Below are 17,636 nucleotides of genomic sequence, written 5' to 3'. Positions count from 1 at the left end.
ATGTCTTTTGGCTATTGGCCATTCTTGATTTTTACTTTCTGCCCTTCTTTAACGCTTCTTGCACCTTCGTTAATAATACCATCACCACTATTCACCCCTGAAAGTACTTCCACATAATCACCTTGTGTTTTTCCGGTAGTGATGATTGCTTTTTGTGCTATTGCATCTGAAGAAATAGAATCGGCACTAACCAAATACACGTATTGCTCACCTTCCGCATTTTCAGAAACAATACTTTGTGGAATTAGGATAGCATTATCATTGGTATAATCATTGATCATGACCTTTGCAGTAAGATTTGGCTTTATATTGCCTCCGTTACTTGGAACAGGAATTTCTGCTGTAAAAGATCTATTGCTGGGATTAATAAAATTGCCAGTTTGTCTCACCTTGGTTTTTACACTGTAATCAAGCACAGGGAAATAGACATTAACATTTTTTCCCGGAGTTACATTAGGTAAATGACTCTCAGGAACTTCCACTTTAATGTACATATTGCTAAGGTTGACAATACGGAAAACTTCTGAACCGGGACCAGGGCTAACAACTGTACCTTGATCTTTTATAACATCATCAATAATTCCTGAAAATGGTGCTCTTATAGAGGACTTTGAAACTTGACTCTGCATTTGCTTTACAGCACTTTCTTGTGCTTCATAGGAAGTTTTTGCCTCCAAGTATTGAATTTCAGAACCAATATTTTGCTCCCAAAGTCTTTTTTGGCGCTCAAATGTGGTCTTGGCTAATGCGGATTGTGTTTTTAACTGCGCCAACTGACTGGACAGCCCCCCATCATCTATTGAAGCCAATAATTGACCTTTGGAAACTTTTTGGCCTTCTTTTACATAAACACGATATAAAGTGCCGCCCATTTCAGGATAAATAAGCACATTCTGTTTTGTGGTTACATCACCTTGAAGCTCTAAATAATGATCAAACCTTTCGGTTTTGGTCTGTATTGTTGTAACTAGAGGGAGTTTTGCATTATCATCTAGCAACGCAATAACAGAATCCAAGGATTGAATTTCCATTTCCAAGCCTTTTTGCTGTTCTGAAATCTCTGTTCGTTTTGCTCGGATTGCCTCCAAATCATTCCCGGCGATAACGCTTTCTACCGAGCCATTGTTGCCTCCTCCACAGGAAGATAGAACAAGGGCCGTAAGTACTAGATATATTAAATTTTTCATGTTGATATGGTTTTCTTTTTTTGACTATTGATTTAATATGATTTCCAATTCTGTTTTGCGGTTGATGACATCAACCATGGATTGCAGGTATTCCTGCTGTGTGGAATATAGCTGTGTCTGTGCTTGTCTAAGCTCAAAACTGGTCGCCAATCCTTCAGAATATTTAATTTGATTTTTGTTTTCGATACGTTCAGCAAGTTTTAAATTCTGTTTTGAGGTATCATATTCCTCTATGGAAAGTATGTAATCGCTTTTTGCGCTTTCCAACTGTAACCGTATCTGTTCTTGGGCTTCTGTAAACTGTGTTTTGGCTTTTTCCAGCGCTATTTTGGCACGTTGCGTACTTGCACTTCTTTTTAATGAACTGAAAATGGGGATGTTGAGGTCGAACCCTAAAATAGATTGGCCAAACCATTCTTGTCCACTACTTAAAAAATTAAAGCTATCACTAAAGGAGTTCCCTCCATAATTAACAAAGGCATTCAATGTGGGCAACGCTCTACTTTTTGCCAGCTTATGCTCATAGTAACGTTGTTCATTCAAATTGAGGGCCAACTTATAATCTACGTTGTTCTCTATGTTGAATTCAGAATCCACCAATCCCAGATTAATTTGCTTTTGAGCCAAATCATCAAGATTTTCGGTCAGTTCTGTTGGGGATGTAATAGGTAAACCCATCATCAAATTCAGCATTTGAAGGGTAATCTTCTCTAGACGTTTTGCATTTTTTAGCTGATTGTCCACGGAAGACAATGTGATCTGCAACTGATCCACACTTTCTTCATCCCCCAGCCCATTCTCATAAATCCGCTTGGTTTCATAAAGGTTCTTTTCTAAAGTAGCTTTGTTGTTTTCAGAGATCAACACACTTTCTTGAGCCAACAATACATTTCCATACGCTTCTACAACAGCTTTTCTAACGTCCAAATCTGTTTTTTCCTTATTATTTTGGCTATAACTTAAAAAAGCTTTTGTCGCCTGAACACCAACAATGTAAGATCCATCGAAAATCTGCTGTTCCAATGTAGCGGTAGCTCTTGCAGACTGGGGCTGGCCAAAGACTACTTCTTGAAAAGTGCCAGGTTCTCCTCCAAAAAACTCAGCAGGAATTTGTGAAACGGGTTGTTTTAGCTGGTTTTGATAACTGATAGCTCCAGAAATCTGTGGAAGTCCGCCCGCAATGGTTTCCCATTTTTGCTTTTGCGCATCCACTATATCCCTGTCCGCATTGATTACAGAATAATTATGCTCCAATGCATAGGCTATTGCCTCGTCTAGACTAAAGCTGTTTTTGCTTTCCTGCGCTTGAGAGAACAATGGGATTATTAACAGTAAACTAATTAAGGTTGTTCGCATTTATTCTTGGTTTGAATTGATGATTGAGTTTAATATTTTTCTTCCCTTTGGGGTCACAATGCCCCGCAGATGGTATTCTAGATAATAGTCCATTAATTGAATCATGGAGAAAATTTGCATTGGAAAAAGACTGTTGTCCTTTATGCTGGTCACACCGGAAAAATAAATTCTAGAGACAAATTCTACATTAAGATTATCTCTATAAATCTCCATTTCCATTCCACGCTTTACATTTGCGATGATACATTCTTGCATAACCTCATATTGTTTTCTTTTTAAAGTTTCATGCACTTTTGGATAGTATTTCTGCAATTGGTACTGTGGTGATGATTTTTCATCTTTTAAGTGGAGCATAACAAACTTTTTGATCTCGTAAAGCTCTTCAATTGGGTTTTTTTGTAGCGCAACAATTTCATCAATGCCGTTGGAAATAAACCAAAACAAATCCATGGTACTCTCTTCCACTAATTTGGTTTTATTTTCAAAATGGGAGTAAATGGTCTTTTTAGAAATTCCCATTTCATTGGCCAAATCATCCATGGTTACACTCTTAAACCCTAGATTTAAGAACAGTTCCGTCGCTTTATGTAAAATCTTTTCTCGCATAATGGGCAGCAAAAATAGATTTGGAAACTTTAAAAACAAAAAAAGTTTCCAAAGTTTTACATTTTTTTAACGTATCCTTAGTTCTTTGGGAATAATGGTTCAACTACCCATAAAAAGACGAAAAAAGAAACTCTTATTGGACTGGACTGTTGTTTTACTGTTTGAACTCCAAAAAAATGTCCTGTATTGGTAAGCCTGCCTTCTCTGAATGGGACTGTTCTTTTTACTCTCCTTCATCTAGATCTTCTTTTTTAATTCTATCCACATAAGCATTAAAAGCTTCTTGCCCTTCTTCTTTCCAAAATTGGTCATAGTGCCTCCAATCAGAATCTCCATTTTTGGAGTTACAATATTTCTTCAGTTTATCACCCCTTTTGGACTTTTTATGTCCGCCACCTTTTGATGAGTCACCACCAAATCCAAAAATTATTTTGGCCAATGCCAATAAACCAAAAGACTGCCAGTAGGTAAGGGTGGTTAAACCAAAAATATCTGGCATCAACCAATTCCATAACCACATGAACACAAAGCCCATTAAAAAAATCATGATAATTCCAAAAATGATCATGAACAAGACCTTAACCGCTTTGGTTACATATCGCTCCATTTTTCTTTCATATCTACCCGTATGTTCCATGTTCTTCAATTTTTATTAATTCTTATTTTTTCTAGTTCTAATTTTTTTGATAATAGGGATAGTGCCCTATGTCTTCTTGACATTAATGTTCCAAGAGAAATGCCCGTTTGCTCAGCAATTTCCCTGTAGGTGTAACCTTCAAAATCAATCGCGATGATAATGTCTTGATAAGAAGGCTTTAGTTGCTTTATTGCTTCTTTAAGAGCTTGTACAGAATCTTCTGGGTATACATTGTCTGCGGTATCGTAAAAGAGTTCTGCAAACTCGGCCCATTGTTTATCAATATCGTCTGTCTCATGCACTTTTTCTTTTTTGGTCCTCATTACATCAATGATTCTATTTTTGATGGAATTGTATACAAAGCCCGCAATATTGTTTATGGGTGAGGAATCATCTGGCCTTGAGAATATTCGCAAAGCCACATCTTGAATAATGTCCTCGGCGTCCCTTTCTGTTGTATCATCCACTCTTGAGCGCACGTATACCTTTAGAGAATGATACTCATCATCAAAAAAAGTTGTAAGGTTTTTATAGTTCTCTTTATTGGAAACCATTCAAAAAAGGCTGTTTGCTGTCTTCAATTATAAAGACGAAGGTTTTCAAATCTATTGCGTTTTTTGCACAAACTTTTTTCAAACCTTGCAAATCTTGGTTTCTGAAATGCAAAATGTGCAGGTAAACTCTTCTGGAATTACAGAGCAATTTAATTTATTGACAGTATTTTTGATTTATGATGAATTCGTATAGCATTGAGCGGTATGGTACTGCATTTATTTCCCATTTGGAAAACCAGATCAAGACAAAAGAGCCACAGAATCTTTATGAACCTATAAATTATATCCTTGGTCTAGGAGGCAAAAGATTAAGACCCATACTTACCCTCATGACGGCCGATTTGTTTGGAGGGAACTTTATGGATGCCCTGGATTCTGCAATGGCCATAGAAGTTTTTCATAATTTTTCGTTGGTACATGATGATATAATGGACGATGCTCCATTGAGAAGGGGAAAGACCACTGTACATGAAAAGTGGGATGTAAATACGGGTATTTTATCTGGTGATGCCATGTTGATAAATTCGTATCAATACTTTGAAAGCTATCCACCAGAAATTTTTAAAAAACTTACCTCACTTTTTAGTAAAACGGCTATCGAAGTCTGTGAAGGACAGCAGTATGATGTGGATTTTGAAACTAGGGATGATGTTACCATCCCCGAATATTTAAAAATGATTGAATATAAAACGGCCGTTTTGGTAGCGGCTGCCATGAAGATGGGGGCAATTATTGCCGATGCTACGGAGGCTGATACAGAGGCTGTGTATGAATTTGGCAAGAACCTGGGCATCGCCTTTCAATTACAGGATGATTATCTAGATGCTTTTGGAGACCCAGAAACTTTTGGCAAGCAAGTTGGTGGGGACATTATTGAAAACAAAAAAACCTTTCTTTTTCTTAAATCTCTGGAATATGCAGAAAAAGAACAGCGAGAAGGACTATTGCATTTATACTCTATAAAACCTGTGGATTCTAGAACGAAAATAGAAACGGTGAAATTGATTTTTGAAGAAAGTGGGGCTGTGGAAGAAGCTAAAAATGAAATCAACACTTACACTCAAAAAGCGTTTGATGCTTTGACAACTATTTCTATTGATGATGCCAACAAGACCATTTTAAAACAGTTTGGCGAAGACCTTATGAAACGAACTGTTTAGGAAGCTTTTTACAAGCAACCAAATAAGTATGTATCCATCTATAGAATAAATCATACTATACCGTTATATATGAAAATCTCTGTTTTGTTCTTGGTTTTGTTTAGTCTGGCATGTTCAAATGACAAAGATGAAATATTTGAAATTAGTTCGTTCTACGAATGCAACAAAGATGACATTGAAATTGCTTCAGAATTAACTGGAAAATGGAAATGGATAGAAAGCAGTTGTTCTTTTTGTATTAATCCAAAACCAATTAAAGCCGATAAATTGGTAGTTGCCCAATTCAATACTGATAATACTTTTTTGGTAATGGAGGATCAGGAAATCATCTCGGAAGGCGTTTGGAGCATACAAGAAACAGACGACTTTTTTTATGTGTCACTTGACCCTATATCGGCATACCTTGATGGATCTATCCAAATATGCGCAGATCAGCTTATTTCTGATGCACGCCCTTGGGACGGAGGAGCTTATCTATTTGATAGGGAGGATTAGTATTTAAAGAGTATTCTAGACCATAATGCTTTCAGAAAAGGCCATTTTGGGCAAGCACTGATTATTTGAAGGTCTTCCCACAGCGTGGTGTCTTCATCCAGAAACTTTAATATTAATTGAGGTTTTCTTTTTTTAAACAACGCTTCAAAAATGGATTGACCCAAATGGTTGTTCTTATAAAGAATATCCAACAGCAAAAGGTCATAGAACCAAAATTTGGTACGCTTATTAAAAGAGGTCGTTTCTTTGCCTTTTTTAAGATGCCTTGCCAAAGAGATTACTTTTTTATGTGTATTACAAAATGTAAATCCAGTACTGGGCTTTGCCCATCCTCCAGCAATGCCAATATTCATCAATCTATTGGAATTGTGTTTATAAAATGGATAACAGGTCATGGGAATATTACCTGTTTCCTTTTCTAGAATTTCATAATCAGTGCAGCCTAATTTTTGCTCTAGATAATCCACAATGGCATTTTCGTACTCAGTTTTTTCCAAAGTATGTTCTGAGAATAAAGTGTATTCTACAAGAGCTTCTGTGCCGGAAAAAGGTAAAACATACATAAAACGGGTATTCCCTTTTTGTGGGATAGAAAAGTCCATAAAAGTAGCCTCTTCTTCGTTGAAAACGGCTTGCTCCGTTTTTACGAACCAACCTAAAAAATGTTGCTGTAGTAAAGGATATTTTTTCTGGCTTTTTACACGTTGATATTCAAAAATACTGTTGAACACCATAGTTCCGCTAAACTGATTGGTTTTGGTGGACACTAGCACTGAACTCTCATTTTCCTGAATGTTGACTACCTCCTCCTTTGCCCAGGTAATGTTTGGGCTTTTTTTTATTTTATCAATAAAGTGTTGATAGAAGTCAATTCCCCTGAGCATTTTATAACGATAGGGTTTAATAGTGGTAGAGAGCTTTAACTGCTTTCCGGCAAAATAGATGTTAGGCCAACTTTTATGCAAAATGGCATCAAATCTACGATTATCCTCTTCCCAAAAACACCAAGTTCGATCATTTTTGGTCTTATCGTCTTTATCAAGAACCAAGATAGATTTGGAAGCGAAGAAATTATCATTCGTAAGGGCATCGGCCAACAATAATCCTGCAGCCCCCGCTCCAATAACAATATAGTCGTAGTTGGACATTGGTCAAAAATACGGAATGGAAAATAGTTTAATGTAGATATATAAACTAGAATTTGCTTAAACAAAAAGTGCAATAGGGCTTTTCGCTTGCAGTTATATAAATCATAACTTAAGTCGGATATGAATTTGGGCTAGTACCGCTGCCAAACCGATCATTGCAAAAGCCCATACAATTGATCCCATTACTGCCAACCAGGGTATTTCTGCCTGTTTGTAGAACAAAATATTTAGATTAAGACCCCAAATCAGATAATACAGAATGTCTGGAGCTAAATAGGTGGTTAAGGAATTTTGGCCAGCAGGGAGAAAAGGGATTGACCATTTTCGCCATTTTTTTATATCAAGCACATACAATAACAGAGCAAAAAGCAAAATGCTAAGACCATTGCATAGCATTGCCCAGGAGGGGGTTCCCATAAGCTTGGAAATAGTAAACCAATTCCTCATGACAAGAGCCAATAAAATGCACACTAGACCAATGGGAACGATAATTGCTAAAAACCGGGCATAGCTGTTCTGGTGTTTTTTTAAAAGAACTCCTATTAATAAGCCAGAAAGTACAATTGATGGTACATTTCCGTTAATGATTACTCCAAAAATGGATTTTATCGGACTTAGAAAATCCAAAAAAGATGTTTGAGCCAAAACATTGAGGGAAACAAACACCGTCCAAACAACAGCAATTGCCAATGCTCTATCTTTTAACCAAAAATGGGTCAACGAAGAAACCAAGTATCCCCAACCAATTAAACCAAGTATGCCCCACCAGCTAGTGCTCATCCAACCTATATCTTCAGATGTACCAGACCTATAGAAGAAGGCCATGGACAAAAGACCTATAATACCAACAAGTTTAAGTAGTTTAAATATTGAGAAGGACTTATGCCCTTTTGGGTACTTGTTCCAAATAAGAAAAACGGATAGATATACTAAAATAGCCCATAAATACTTGTCTATTTTTGCTAGCTCAACATTGTAATTTTCCATGTTCACCATAAAAAAACCTATGAGCAAAAGGCTAAATGTTCTAGTTAGAATATGTAAGAGCAGCTGAGTATTGGATTCTGCTCTTTTTTTTCTGGCCATAAAAGCAAATGGAATGGACAGACCAACCATGAATAAAAAACCGGGAAAAACCCAATCTGCCAAGCCCATCCCATCTTCTGATATGGATGTGTGAACTAACCATTTGGGTACGCCGGGGACATATAGATCATTTACAAATAACATTAGGAAAAGCGTTAACCCCCTCATAATGTCAATGGATAGAATACGGGTGCTATTGTCTTTTTTCAATTGGATGTGGGATATGCAAGAATCATAATATTAAAATTGAACCCCATGATTTTCCGGAAATTGGACAGGAATTTGATTCTTGTCTTCACCAAGATTTTGTCTTAGGTCAATTTCAATTCCGCGTGAAATTGTTGAAATGGGAACATCGTTTGATGTGCCCTCAAAAGGGTTTTCCCCTGTTCTGCCAATCCTTTCCATGGTATGGAACATCCAGGCTACCGCTGTATAAATCGGAATTGAAAACCATATAAATATGCTTCCAAAAAAAGGATGGTTCTCAGAGATTTCCTTGCCAATTTCAATAAATTGTGGAACAATCGCCATAGGGAGAAGAAGCAATAAAAGCCACATGAAATAGTGATTTAAAGTGGCATATTGTCTAGGGTATGGAAAATTTTTAATCCGCTCGGTTTGCCCTTGCAGGGTAAACAGTTCTTTGATGAGTCCTTCAAGCTCTAGAAATGAAAATTCCCAAATGACACCTTGGTCCTTTAAACTTTTGATGTGATTTGACTGTAAATAGAGCAATGCAGTTTGGTGATTGTTTTTACTCAATACATAGTCTAGATCGGTTGTGGATAGATATGGTTTTAAATCCTCTTCAAGTGTAGTTTCCTTTTCTGGAGGTTTTATGCCCCATTCTCTATTGGTTTTATGGTTGCTTGTGGTCTCCCATTTTTTTTGTTGACGCATGGCATGTCTTAATGCCGTCATCCAAGCAATATGCCTGTATGTAATTGCTTTTACCTCTTTGTCAATTACCTCTTGGGGTACATTCTCTTTAGTATGTTCATTGGAGAGCATATCTTTTACATACACACCAAAGGTGCGGGATGTGTTTACAATTCCGCCCCAAATCTTTCTGGCTTCCCAGATACGTCCGTAAACCGCATTGTTTTGGAAACCAATAACAAATGCAACTGCTGTACCTATTAATGCTAAAGGGGTCCAAGGTATTTTAAACCAATCCAAATCCAAAAAATAGTAAGCCGAGACCCAGATAATAATTATGAAGATTAACAATAAAGTTTCAAAACGCGTCCATCTTGCCATATCAAATAGACGATATACTTTTCCGGTATACATATATTGGTGGTTATTGGTTATTTTCTATGATTCTATTTTGATTCTGCTTCAATAATTCTCATTAGCTTTTGCCTTGCTTTTTCAAAATGCCCTAAAAGATTTGGGATAGGGTTTTCTCCATATCCTTGCTTCATTCTATCTTCCGAAACCTTCAAGGCCTTAAGTAATTTAGTGGCAGCATTGGTTTTGGAGGTTGTATCAGTGCTTCCTACTTCTCCAAACCATATTGGTGCACTTTCCGCAAATGGATAACTGTCCATCATGGGCCATTCAGACTTTCCTCCAGAAACTCTTGCGGTTACCCATCCACCTTCTGGAATTTTAATGGAACCACGATAAGTCTCGTTATTCCCACCCTTACTTTCTTTGGTCCATACAGCTTTGCCATTCACAAAAATCTCCACCTTTTCATAGGTAACGGGAGAATATATGTTGAGAGACCATTTTACTTTTTTTTGTTCTGGATTGATAACATCCCCCACTTCTTTTCCATTTACTTTGAATACAAGCTGAGGTCCATTGCTCACAAAACTTCTTCCATCTTTAAGAGCCTTTAGATAACTATCTGCAGTAAATTTGCCATTGGGTTTTACATAAACTCTAGTTGCACCTATGGCCATGGTGCGGTATAGGTCATTCATTACATCGCTACCAGCGGATTGACCCATGGGTATTCCCATATTTAGAAACTCATGCCACAGTGCAGAAGTGCCAATTTCGTCTGTCCAAAGACAACCTAATTCTAAAATGTCCACCTCTTCAAGAACGGCGTCCGAAATCAATGTTATTGGAATACTTCTTGCCTCACCTTCTTTGAAAGGGTCTTTTACGGCTACTGGATGTACATACCCTCCTAAACCTTTATTTTTTTCAGCAAAACGCAGAGGTTCGGCATTAAGTCTATCATCTTTGCCATAAACGTCATAAAAAGGGCCCCAAACCCATGGCCAGTACAATTTGGTTGTTCCAATTAAACCCAAATGCCCTAAAAAATGTGACCGCACTTCTTGTCCAATACGAATGATTGGGGTTCCTTCATTTTTCCAGCCCCATAGGTCCTGTCCAAGAAATCTATTTCCCAGATTTGCAACCAGCGGGAAGCCAATATCCAAATCTTCTGCTCTAAGATCTAGTAGAATGTCCTCTGGATCTAATTGATTTGTTCCCCCATAGTTTAGGTGAAAATGATTGTCGGCAGAATACCATCCATTGGCATTGGCATTCCAGATTTTGTTTAGATTGATTTCTGCTGTAGATACCCCTTCTTCCATTTTTTCTTCTTGAACGTGTTTTACCGTAGAAAATCCGTGTACAGCTGTTATTTTTAGATTTCCGATTGGAGCTTCAACCTCAATTTCTCCTGGGGAATAGAAAAATACCATACCATGTTGCCCCTCTGAATGCACAACACCACTGTCTGGAATAACGGGATGTCCATTTTGATCTGTGATGCTCATTCTAACGGCATCTATTTTTCCATCAACCTTGCTGGTAATTTTCATTTTTCCGGTAGATGTTCCCCAATTCCATTTTTTCACAGACAGTTTCTCTGTGGCACCTCCATTTATGGAGATTCTTTTTAATTCAGAAACTTCATTTTTATTGTATTCAGTAAAATAGATCCATAGACCATCGGAACTAAATTTTGGAGCTAAAGGAAGCCCTTCACTTTTAGTGATCAGCATATTGCTTTTGGGGATTGCAATATTCAAAACTCGAAGCTCATAATTATCTCCGTTGGGCCAAGTGTAGGCAAGAGTTTGATTATCTGGTGAGAGTGAAAAAGCGGTTTGAGAGGTAAAGTTTTCCTCTGCCAAAGGGATGGAAGTGCCCTTTTCCATATCCCATAATTCTATAGAGTCATATGAGAAACCATATTTTTTTAGATATACTATTTGATTGTTTTGTTTTGCTGGAACAGGGAGCCGTTCAAGACTTTTATCCGCTGTTATTGCAGTATGCTCATTTGTATTAAGGTTTACTCGCCAAAGATCGAACGAACCATTTTTTGCTGAGGAATAATAGACAAAGTCGCCATCATTTGAAAAGATGGGGTCTAGATCCAATGCTTTGGAATCAATCAAAACGGTTTCTTCTTTAGAATCAAGATTTAACAAGACTATTTGGGTATCCATGCTATTATCTCTAACAAAAACCAATTGTTTTCCATCTGGAGACCAATTGGGGCTTGAATCAATACCAGCGGAAGAGGTGATTCTTGTGGCCTCTAAAGTTTGTAAGTCCATAATCCATAACCATCCTTTGGCTGAAAACGCCACCTGATCGTTTGTGGGGGCAGGTGCTGAATCCATGGGGCCTGAATTTAAAACAGGAAGTTCATACCCTTCTAGATAGACATGGTGACGATAGCCTTCCACCTTTGGATATCGATTTTTCCATTGTGCATCTGCGAAATATGAACTTAACAGAAGAAAGCAGGTAATTGCAGTGAGGTTTTTCATAGGTACTTTAATATTGATTACAAAGCGTATAAAAAAGACTTTGCAAATAGGTATAAACGGTTTGGTTTGGTTACATCGTAACTATTGGTACCTAAGATAGGTAATTATGGCAATTACCTTCTTTAATGCTTAAGCTCAAGTGGCTTTACTTCTTCAAAAACGGCTGTGCTAATCCAATAAAGACCACGATGAGGTTCTTTTATTTTTTTGAAAAAGAGATACTTGCCATCAGGCGTAAGCGTTGGGGCACTTGAACCCGCTTCAGTATTCACCTGATCACCTATAAGAGTGGCTTTTGACCAGATGTTTTCACCTATTTGAAAAGAGATGTAAATCTGTTGTACGTTGTCATTTTCGGGTCTGGATGTACAGAAAAGTATGTAGCTTTCATCTGGTGCAATAATGGAATTACTTTCTCCATAAGAGGAATTTACGTTTGGCCCAAGATTTTTCACATTTACAAAATTTCCATTTAACCAATCTGCACGATATATATCATCTGCGCCATAACCTCCCGAGCGGGATGAACGAAAGAAAATATTCTTTTTTTCTGAAACAGAAGGGTACACTTCTCCTTCTGTAGTGTTCACGTCCGTTCCTGCATAAATGGGCTCGGACCACCCATTTGTAGTTTTTAATGAATAGTATATATCAAGGCCAACAGAATTTGGTTGTGGTCTATCTGAAGCAAAGAAAACATAATTGCCATCTGGAGAAAAATTTATATCCACATCAGAATATTTACCAGAAAAGGAGGCAGTTTTAGGTCCTACCCATTCATTGTTAATGAGCTTAAAGGTTTTTATTTCGTAAGAAGGGTAAGGTTTTTCTGCGGTTCCTTTATAATAGGAGAAGAACATTTCGTTTCCATCTGGGGAGAATGCAACGTTAAAACTTCTCTTTTCTCCTTTTTCATGCTCAACCAATTTACCTCCATGAAACAATTTTGCCATAATTCCTGGGGGTTTTTCTCCAAGGTACTTTGTTATGTTTTGTGCAAATGTTTGGGTTGGAATTATCAGTATCGCTAAGGTTAGAACTGCTATTTTCATTATCTACATCTACTTTTTAGTACCTAAGATAAACAATCTTTAATTCTCAAAATAAGTATGTAATGACTGAGAATGTTGTGCTATTAACATCTATCTATTCAAAAACGACATCGTCTAAGTAAATGCTTTGTGGCGATCCATAGCTCCTGGAGAACACCACTAACCCTGAACGAATGCAACTAAGGTCTAGTTTTTTTATATTGATTGTATATTTTCCACTATTCTAGCCCAAAGGTCCATGATTCCACAGGAGTGATGGGATGGTTAGCACCTATTTTTTTAATGTAGCTACATATTCTTTCCAACAGTTTGGGCGGTAAGCTTAAAACAAGCAAGATTGTTTAATAGAAGCAGAAGTAGAAGCAGAAGCAATATATATGCGGTGTTTGCTTTCATCTTTTAGGAGTCTAGTCCATATCAAAACATAGGGTCATTTTTATTAAATGTATTTTTCTTTAATACTGTTTAAATGATGTCTTTCATGACCAATTATCGATTTTAAAAAATATTCAAGGGTAATCTCATGTTGCCCGGCCATTCCTTTCAGTTTTAATTGTTCTTCGGACAAAGTATCAATAAAACTAATAGAGGCCTTCCTTACATTTATAAAGTCATTTAATAATTGTTGAAATGACAACTCATCAAAACGACTATTTTTCACTAAGGAATTTTGGTCGTAGCCCCAGAGTTCCACTTTTTGGTTCCTGCTCAGCAAAAATGCCCGGGACATCTTTATTCTTTCATGATCGGTAATATGCCCTACTACTTGTTTAATGCTCCATTTGTTTGGCGCATAACGATAAACCGCTTTTTCCTCACTAATAGAATTTAAAAATATACCAGTGGATGAATCAGAAAAAAGTGATGGACAATCCATATTCTTTACCAAGTCAAAATAATACGGGAATCCATCTTTTGGGGTGTATTTCATTTGTTATTTTGATTTAATCAATGAGCAATATTATTTTCAAATGGCTAAATGGAGTTCAACAGTCTAAACTTCTAATCATATTTATCCATTAAAATCCGCATTAGGGAATTGGCATAAATTTCAGCTCTATTTTTTACAATTTTTCTATCAACCTCGTCTCCCTCCTCGTAAGTTACGGCTTCCATTCCAACTTCATTTATCATCCAATTGTAAGAGTAGGGGAGTGATTGTGATCGAGGACGAATATCTAGAGTTTCATTTTTAACATGTTCAATGGCACCAATCCATTTGGATGTTATATCCGACTTAACTTTATGTGGGATTGTGTCCAAGGTTAATAGGTATGGGCCACTATATGAAGTGTGGAAATCAATCCCAAAACAATAGCGTTGGTTTGGATTGTTTTGCCGCTCATTGTGGAACCAATCCCTTACAGTTTTAGTTTCAGGTTGACTAAATGAAGACCAATCCCTGTTTAAATCAACCCCATTTGCATTGTGTCTCCAGTTTCCTAGATCTACTCCATCTGGATTAAGCAAAGGAAAAATGTAAATCTTAAAATCTTTCCTGAACTGTGTTGCCAAATCTGAGTTGGACAAAATTGTTTGTACAAATGCCATTAGGGATATTGTTCCTCCAGGTACTTCAGGAGGATGTTGTCTTGCAATTAGAAGTATTGATTTCTGAGATTTTTTTTCATCGATGGTTACTAAATCAATAGGTCTTCCCAAGACACTTTCACCTATTTTCTCTCTTTTTATATTTTCTGATGTTGCAAGCGAATCCAACCAATTGGAAATTTGTTTTGAACCAATAACTTCCTGCGCTGAAATCCATGATTTATTTGGAGTTAATGATAATTCCATTTTGATAGTTCTTTTGGAACTATCTATTTCAAAAAGCTTTTGATTCAAAGGTTTCCATGAAATTCCATCAGGGCTTATTTTTGGAATGTATCTGTTTTGAAAACCTTCAGAATATGCAATCTCTAAATTAACGGTTGTGTCTTTGTTAGACCATATTCTAAACGCATACCAAGGGCTATTGTTAACAGGTACATTTTCAGGAAAAATTTGCACTTGATAAGTAGAATCGTTCGGTTGAACAAATCCATTGAGGCGAGCACCATCAAACTTGTTGTCTGCAAACACATGCTCAATTTTAAAGACCTGTTTAAGTTGATTTTTGGTTGAAAGAGACACATTTTTACTGCTTGTTCTTTCTGCACAACCAATGACTCCAAAGAAACTGATCATTCCAATAAAACCTAATAACCTATAGTTTTTTGCTACATACATTAACGTTGTTTTCGTCTAATGGATGCATACGATTGTGTATCCATTATCTATGTAAGATAACAAAAGGAAGGGAGTCTTAAAAAACCGTGTACCGCAACCCAAAGAAACCACGTATACCCTGATTGGGCCCATACACATAGCTGGGGTCAAAAGTGAGGGCAAAAGGATTGTCTGCGGTGGCTACAACATTACCCTGTGGATCAAACTGCACGTTTTGATCAAAGGGATCATCTGCTCGTGCTATTATAAATGGGTTACCTCGATTGGGTGTCCAATCCAACAGGTTTTTAACACCGCCATAGAACTCAAACTTGTCCAGACCTTTATAAGTAAACTGAATATTCTGAATGCTCCATGTGGGCGAAAAATCTTGTCGAGGGTCTAATTCACCAAGGGTTGGTAATCGCATAGGGCCATATAGGTTGCCCGTATAATCCAGAGTTAGATCTAAACTTCTAATGGTATAAGAGACATTCCATGTTCCGGTAATGCTTTCGGTCAATATTTGGCGTTGGGTAACCCCATTTTCTGTATTGCTCACATCTTGCCAAGTGGCCCCCACTAGAAACTTGAGGCCGTTTGGGAGCACTAAATCAATGTTGGCACTTACTCCCTTTGAAACGGATTTACCATCCAAGTTATCATAGATAATTTGATTGGGATTGGTGTCGTAATCCGGTAAAATAATGTTGGAGAAATGGGTGTAAAATGCAGAAGCATCTATACCCACAAAAGTACCGTTGTCCGCATATATTTTTTTTAGATAGTTGAGGTTAACATTTACGGAGCGCTCCGGTTTTAACTCCTCAGCAATGATTACATCCCGCGAACCGGTTAAGGCGGCATGATCTTCGGTAAACAAGTTTACCACTCTAAATCCCGTTCCTGCATTGACCCTAAAAATATCATTGTCCGAAATTTTCCACTTGTAAGCTGCCCTTGGAGTAAAAATATTACCATGTCTTTGGTCATAATCGTATCGTATTCCTCCTAAAATGGAATGTTTTTTGGCAAGTTTCAGTTCATCTTGAACAAAAAGACTGGGAATCCAAACTTCATCAGCACTTTGGGTGGCAGGAGTATTGTCATCATAATAATTGTACCTAATGGCACTACCAAAAAGAAGGTCATGATTTCCAACCGATTTATCCCATGTCATTTGTCCAAAACCAATACGCTGATCTGCCAAATAGGTCACATCACCATATACCGAGTTTTGATTATGGTCATTGTAGGACATGGAAAGCAATACTTTTTCATCAATAGGCAATTGGTATTTGCCTAGTATTTCCCATCTTCGGGTATAGATGCTTTCTCCGTATATTTCATCACCTCCTCTAAATTCTGGAGTCCATTGCAGCTCACCTCCCCAGCGATCTTCATAAAAGAAGCGACCTGCTAGGGAAAACACTTTGGCATCATCTCGTTTAAAGTTCCATTTTTGAAAGAGGGAGATGCGATCCTGTAACGTTAAGTCCGTAAAATTGTCACCGTTGTTGTCAATAATTTCATCATAATTGAAGTAGTTTACACCAAGCAACAAATCAGTTTTCTTTCCTACTTCAATTTTTGACCCCACATCCAAATTGTATTCACCCCAACCGGTCAGATACGCATCAGCAAAAAATTCCGGAGCATTGGGAGCATGTTTTGTAATAATGTTGATTAACCCTCCAACAGCTTCGCTTCCATACAATGTGGAGGCTGGACCTTTGACGATTTCAATTTGTTCAATTAACGAATTTGGTATTCCAGATAAGCCATAGACCGTGCCTAAACCACTTACAATAGGCATTCCATCTATCAATACCAAAGTGTAAGGACCTTCTAATCCATTAATATGGATGTCGCCCGTGTTACATACATTACAATTGATTTGTGGGCGAACTCCATTTACATTTTGAAGTGCTTCAAAAATACTTGGAGTTGGATTTTTCTTTAGAAAACTCGGTTTATAGACCTCAACAGGGACCGCACTTTCTAGCCGGCTTACAGCTTTTAATGTGCCGGTAACCACCATTTCATCCAAAGCTTCCGCTGACTGCGTTAATTCAATATCTAGTTTTACGGATTCACCTTTTCCAATTAAAAAGGACTTTCTAAAAGGCTCATACCCAATAGCTGAAGCAATCATAACATAGTTTCCCGGAGATAGGTTTGTAATGGAATAATTTCCATCTTCATCTGTGGCTGTGCCATTTTGAGTGCCTTTTAAGTAGACATTGATAAAGGGTAGACTTTGTCCATTTTCAGAAACGGTTCCTTGAACAGTGCTGTTTTGAGACCAAATGGCAAGAGAGCATAACAACGTAAATATCAGTAAAAACCGTTTCAATTTTTGGGTGTTTAAATTAAAATTTAGACAAAT

The 17,636-nt window shown here is 37.3% G+C and carries 15 protein-coding genes; 2 read left to right on the top strand and 13 right to left on the bottom strand.

The window, feature by feature from the left end; genetic code table 11:
• Nucleotides 1-11: 11 nt before the first annotated feature.
• From DKG77_RS02175 to DKG77_RS02155, 5 genes are all read right to left on the bottom strand, one after another.
• Nucleotides 12-1,187: an efflux RND transporter periplasmic adaptor subunit gene (locus tag DKG77_RS02175; RefSeq protein WP_109659748.1), complete on the bottom strand. Its 1,176-nt coding sequence runs from the start codon at nt 1,185-1,187 to the stop codon at nt 12-14.
• A 24-nt stretch (nt 1,188-1,211) separates the two neighbouring features.
• On the bottom strand, nt 1,212-2,543 hold the full coding sequence (locus tag DKG77_RS02170; protein WP_109659746.1) for a TolC family protein: 1,332 nt from the start codon (nt 2,541-2,543) through the stop codon (nt 1,212-1,214).
• Nucleotides 2,544-3,149, bottom strand: a complete 606-nt coding sequence (locus tag DKG77_RS02165) for a TetR/AcrR family transcriptional regulator (RefSeq protein ID WP_109661388.1) — start codon at nt 3,147-3,149, stop codon at nt 2,544-2,546.
• Nucleotides 3,150-3,372: 223 nt separating this feature from the next.
• Nucleotides 3,373-3,786 (bottom strand): hypothetical protein, encoded by a 414-nt coding sequence (locus tag DKG77_RS02160; protein ID WP_109659744.1) that lies wholly within the window; start codon nt 3,784-3,786, stop codon nt 3,373-3,375.
• A gap of 5 nt (nt 3,787-3,791) precedes the next feature.
• Nucleotides 3,792-4,340, bottom strand: a complete 549-nt coding sequence (locus DKG77_RS02155) for an RNA polymerase sigma factor (protein ID WP_109659742.1) — start codon at nt 4,338-4,340, stop codon at nt 3,792-3,794.
• A 176-nt stretch (nt 4,341-4,516) separates the two neighbouring features.
• On the opposite strand from DKG77_RS02155, the gene DKG77_RS02150 reads away from it, so the two are divergent.
• A complete protein-coding gene (locus DKG77_RS02150; protein WP_243414793.1) occupies nt 4,517-5,500 on the top strand; it encodes a polyprenyl synthetase family protein in 984 nt (327 codons plus the stop codon).
• Nucleotides 5,501-5,569: 69 nt separating this feature from the next.
• Nucleotides 5,570-5,995, top strand: coding sequence for a hypothetical protein (locus tag DKG77_RS02145; RefSeq protein WP_109659737.1), 426 nt, complete (start codon nt 5,570-5,572; stop codon nt 5,993-5,995).
• Here the strand turns inward: DKG77_RS02145 and DKG77_RS02140 are convergent.
• From DKG77_RS02140 to DKG77_RS02105, 8 genes are all read right to left on the bottom strand, one after another.
• Nucleotides 5,992-7,143, bottom strand: a complete 1,152-nt coding sequence (locus tag DKG77_RS02140; RefSeq protein ID WP_109659735.1) for a lycopene cyclase family protein — start codon at nt 7,141-7,143, stop codon at nt 5,992-5,994. The two genes, DKG77_RS02145 and DKG77_RS02140, sit on opposite strands and share 4 nt — an antisense overlap.
• 102 nt (nt 7,144-7,245) lie before the next feature.
• A complete protein-coding gene (locus DKG77_RS02135) occupies nt 7,246-8,439 on the bottom strand; it encodes a DUF5009 domain-containing protein (RefSeq protein ID WP_109659734.1) in 1,194 nt (397 codons plus the stop codon).
• 30 nt (nt 8,440-8,469) lie between these two features.
• Nucleotides 8,470-9,525, bottom strand: coding sequence for a bestrophin family protein (locus tag DKG77_RS02130; RefSeq protein ID WP_109659732.1), 1,056 nt, complete (start codon nt 9,523-9,525; stop codon nt 8,470-8,472).
• Nucleotides 9,526-9,557: 32 nt separating this feature from the next.
• Entirely contained in the window at nt 9,558-11,987 is a 2,430-nt protein-coding gene (locus tag DKG77_RS02125; RefSeq protein WP_109659730.1) for a CehA/McbA family metallohydrolase, read from the bottom strand.
• Nucleotides 11,988-12,109: 122 nt separating this feature from the next.
• Nucleotides 12,110-13,039, bottom strand: coding sequence for a TolB family protein (locus tag DKG77_RS02120; protein ID WP_109659729.1), 930 nt, complete (start codon nt 13,037-13,039; stop codon nt 12,110-12,112).
• A gap of 439 nt (nt 13,040-13,478) precedes the next feature.
• Nucleotides 13,479-13,970, bottom strand: coding sequence for a DinB family protein (locus tag DKG77_RS02115; RefSeq protein WP_109659727.1), 492 nt, complete (start codon nt 13,968-13,970; stop codon nt 13,479-13,481).
• A 71-nt stretch (nt 13,971-14,041) separates the two neighbouring features.
• Nucleotides 14,042-15,268 carry a M14 family metallopeptidase gene (locus DKG77_RS02110; protein WP_109659725.1) on the bottom strand — a complete coding sequence of 409 codons (1,227 nt, stop codon included), beginning with the start codon at nt 15,266-15,268 and terminating at the stop codon, nt 14,042-14,044.
• A 76-nt stretch (nt 15,269-15,344) separates the two neighbouring features.
• On the bottom strand, nt 15,345-17,603 hold the full coding sequence (locus DKG77_RS02105; protein WP_109659723.1) for a TonB-dependent receptor: 2,259 nt from the start codon (nt 17,601-17,603) through the stop codon (nt 15,345-15,347).
• Between the last annotated feature and the right edge of the window lie 33 nt (nt 17,604-17,636).

This window comes from Flagellimonas aquimarina, assembly GCF_003149745.1.
GTDB lineage: Bacteria > Bacteroidota > Bacteroidia > Flavobacteriales > Flavobacteriaceae > Flagellimonas > Flagellimonas aquimarina.
This window is presented reverse-complemented; position numbering and strand designations above follow the sequence as displayed.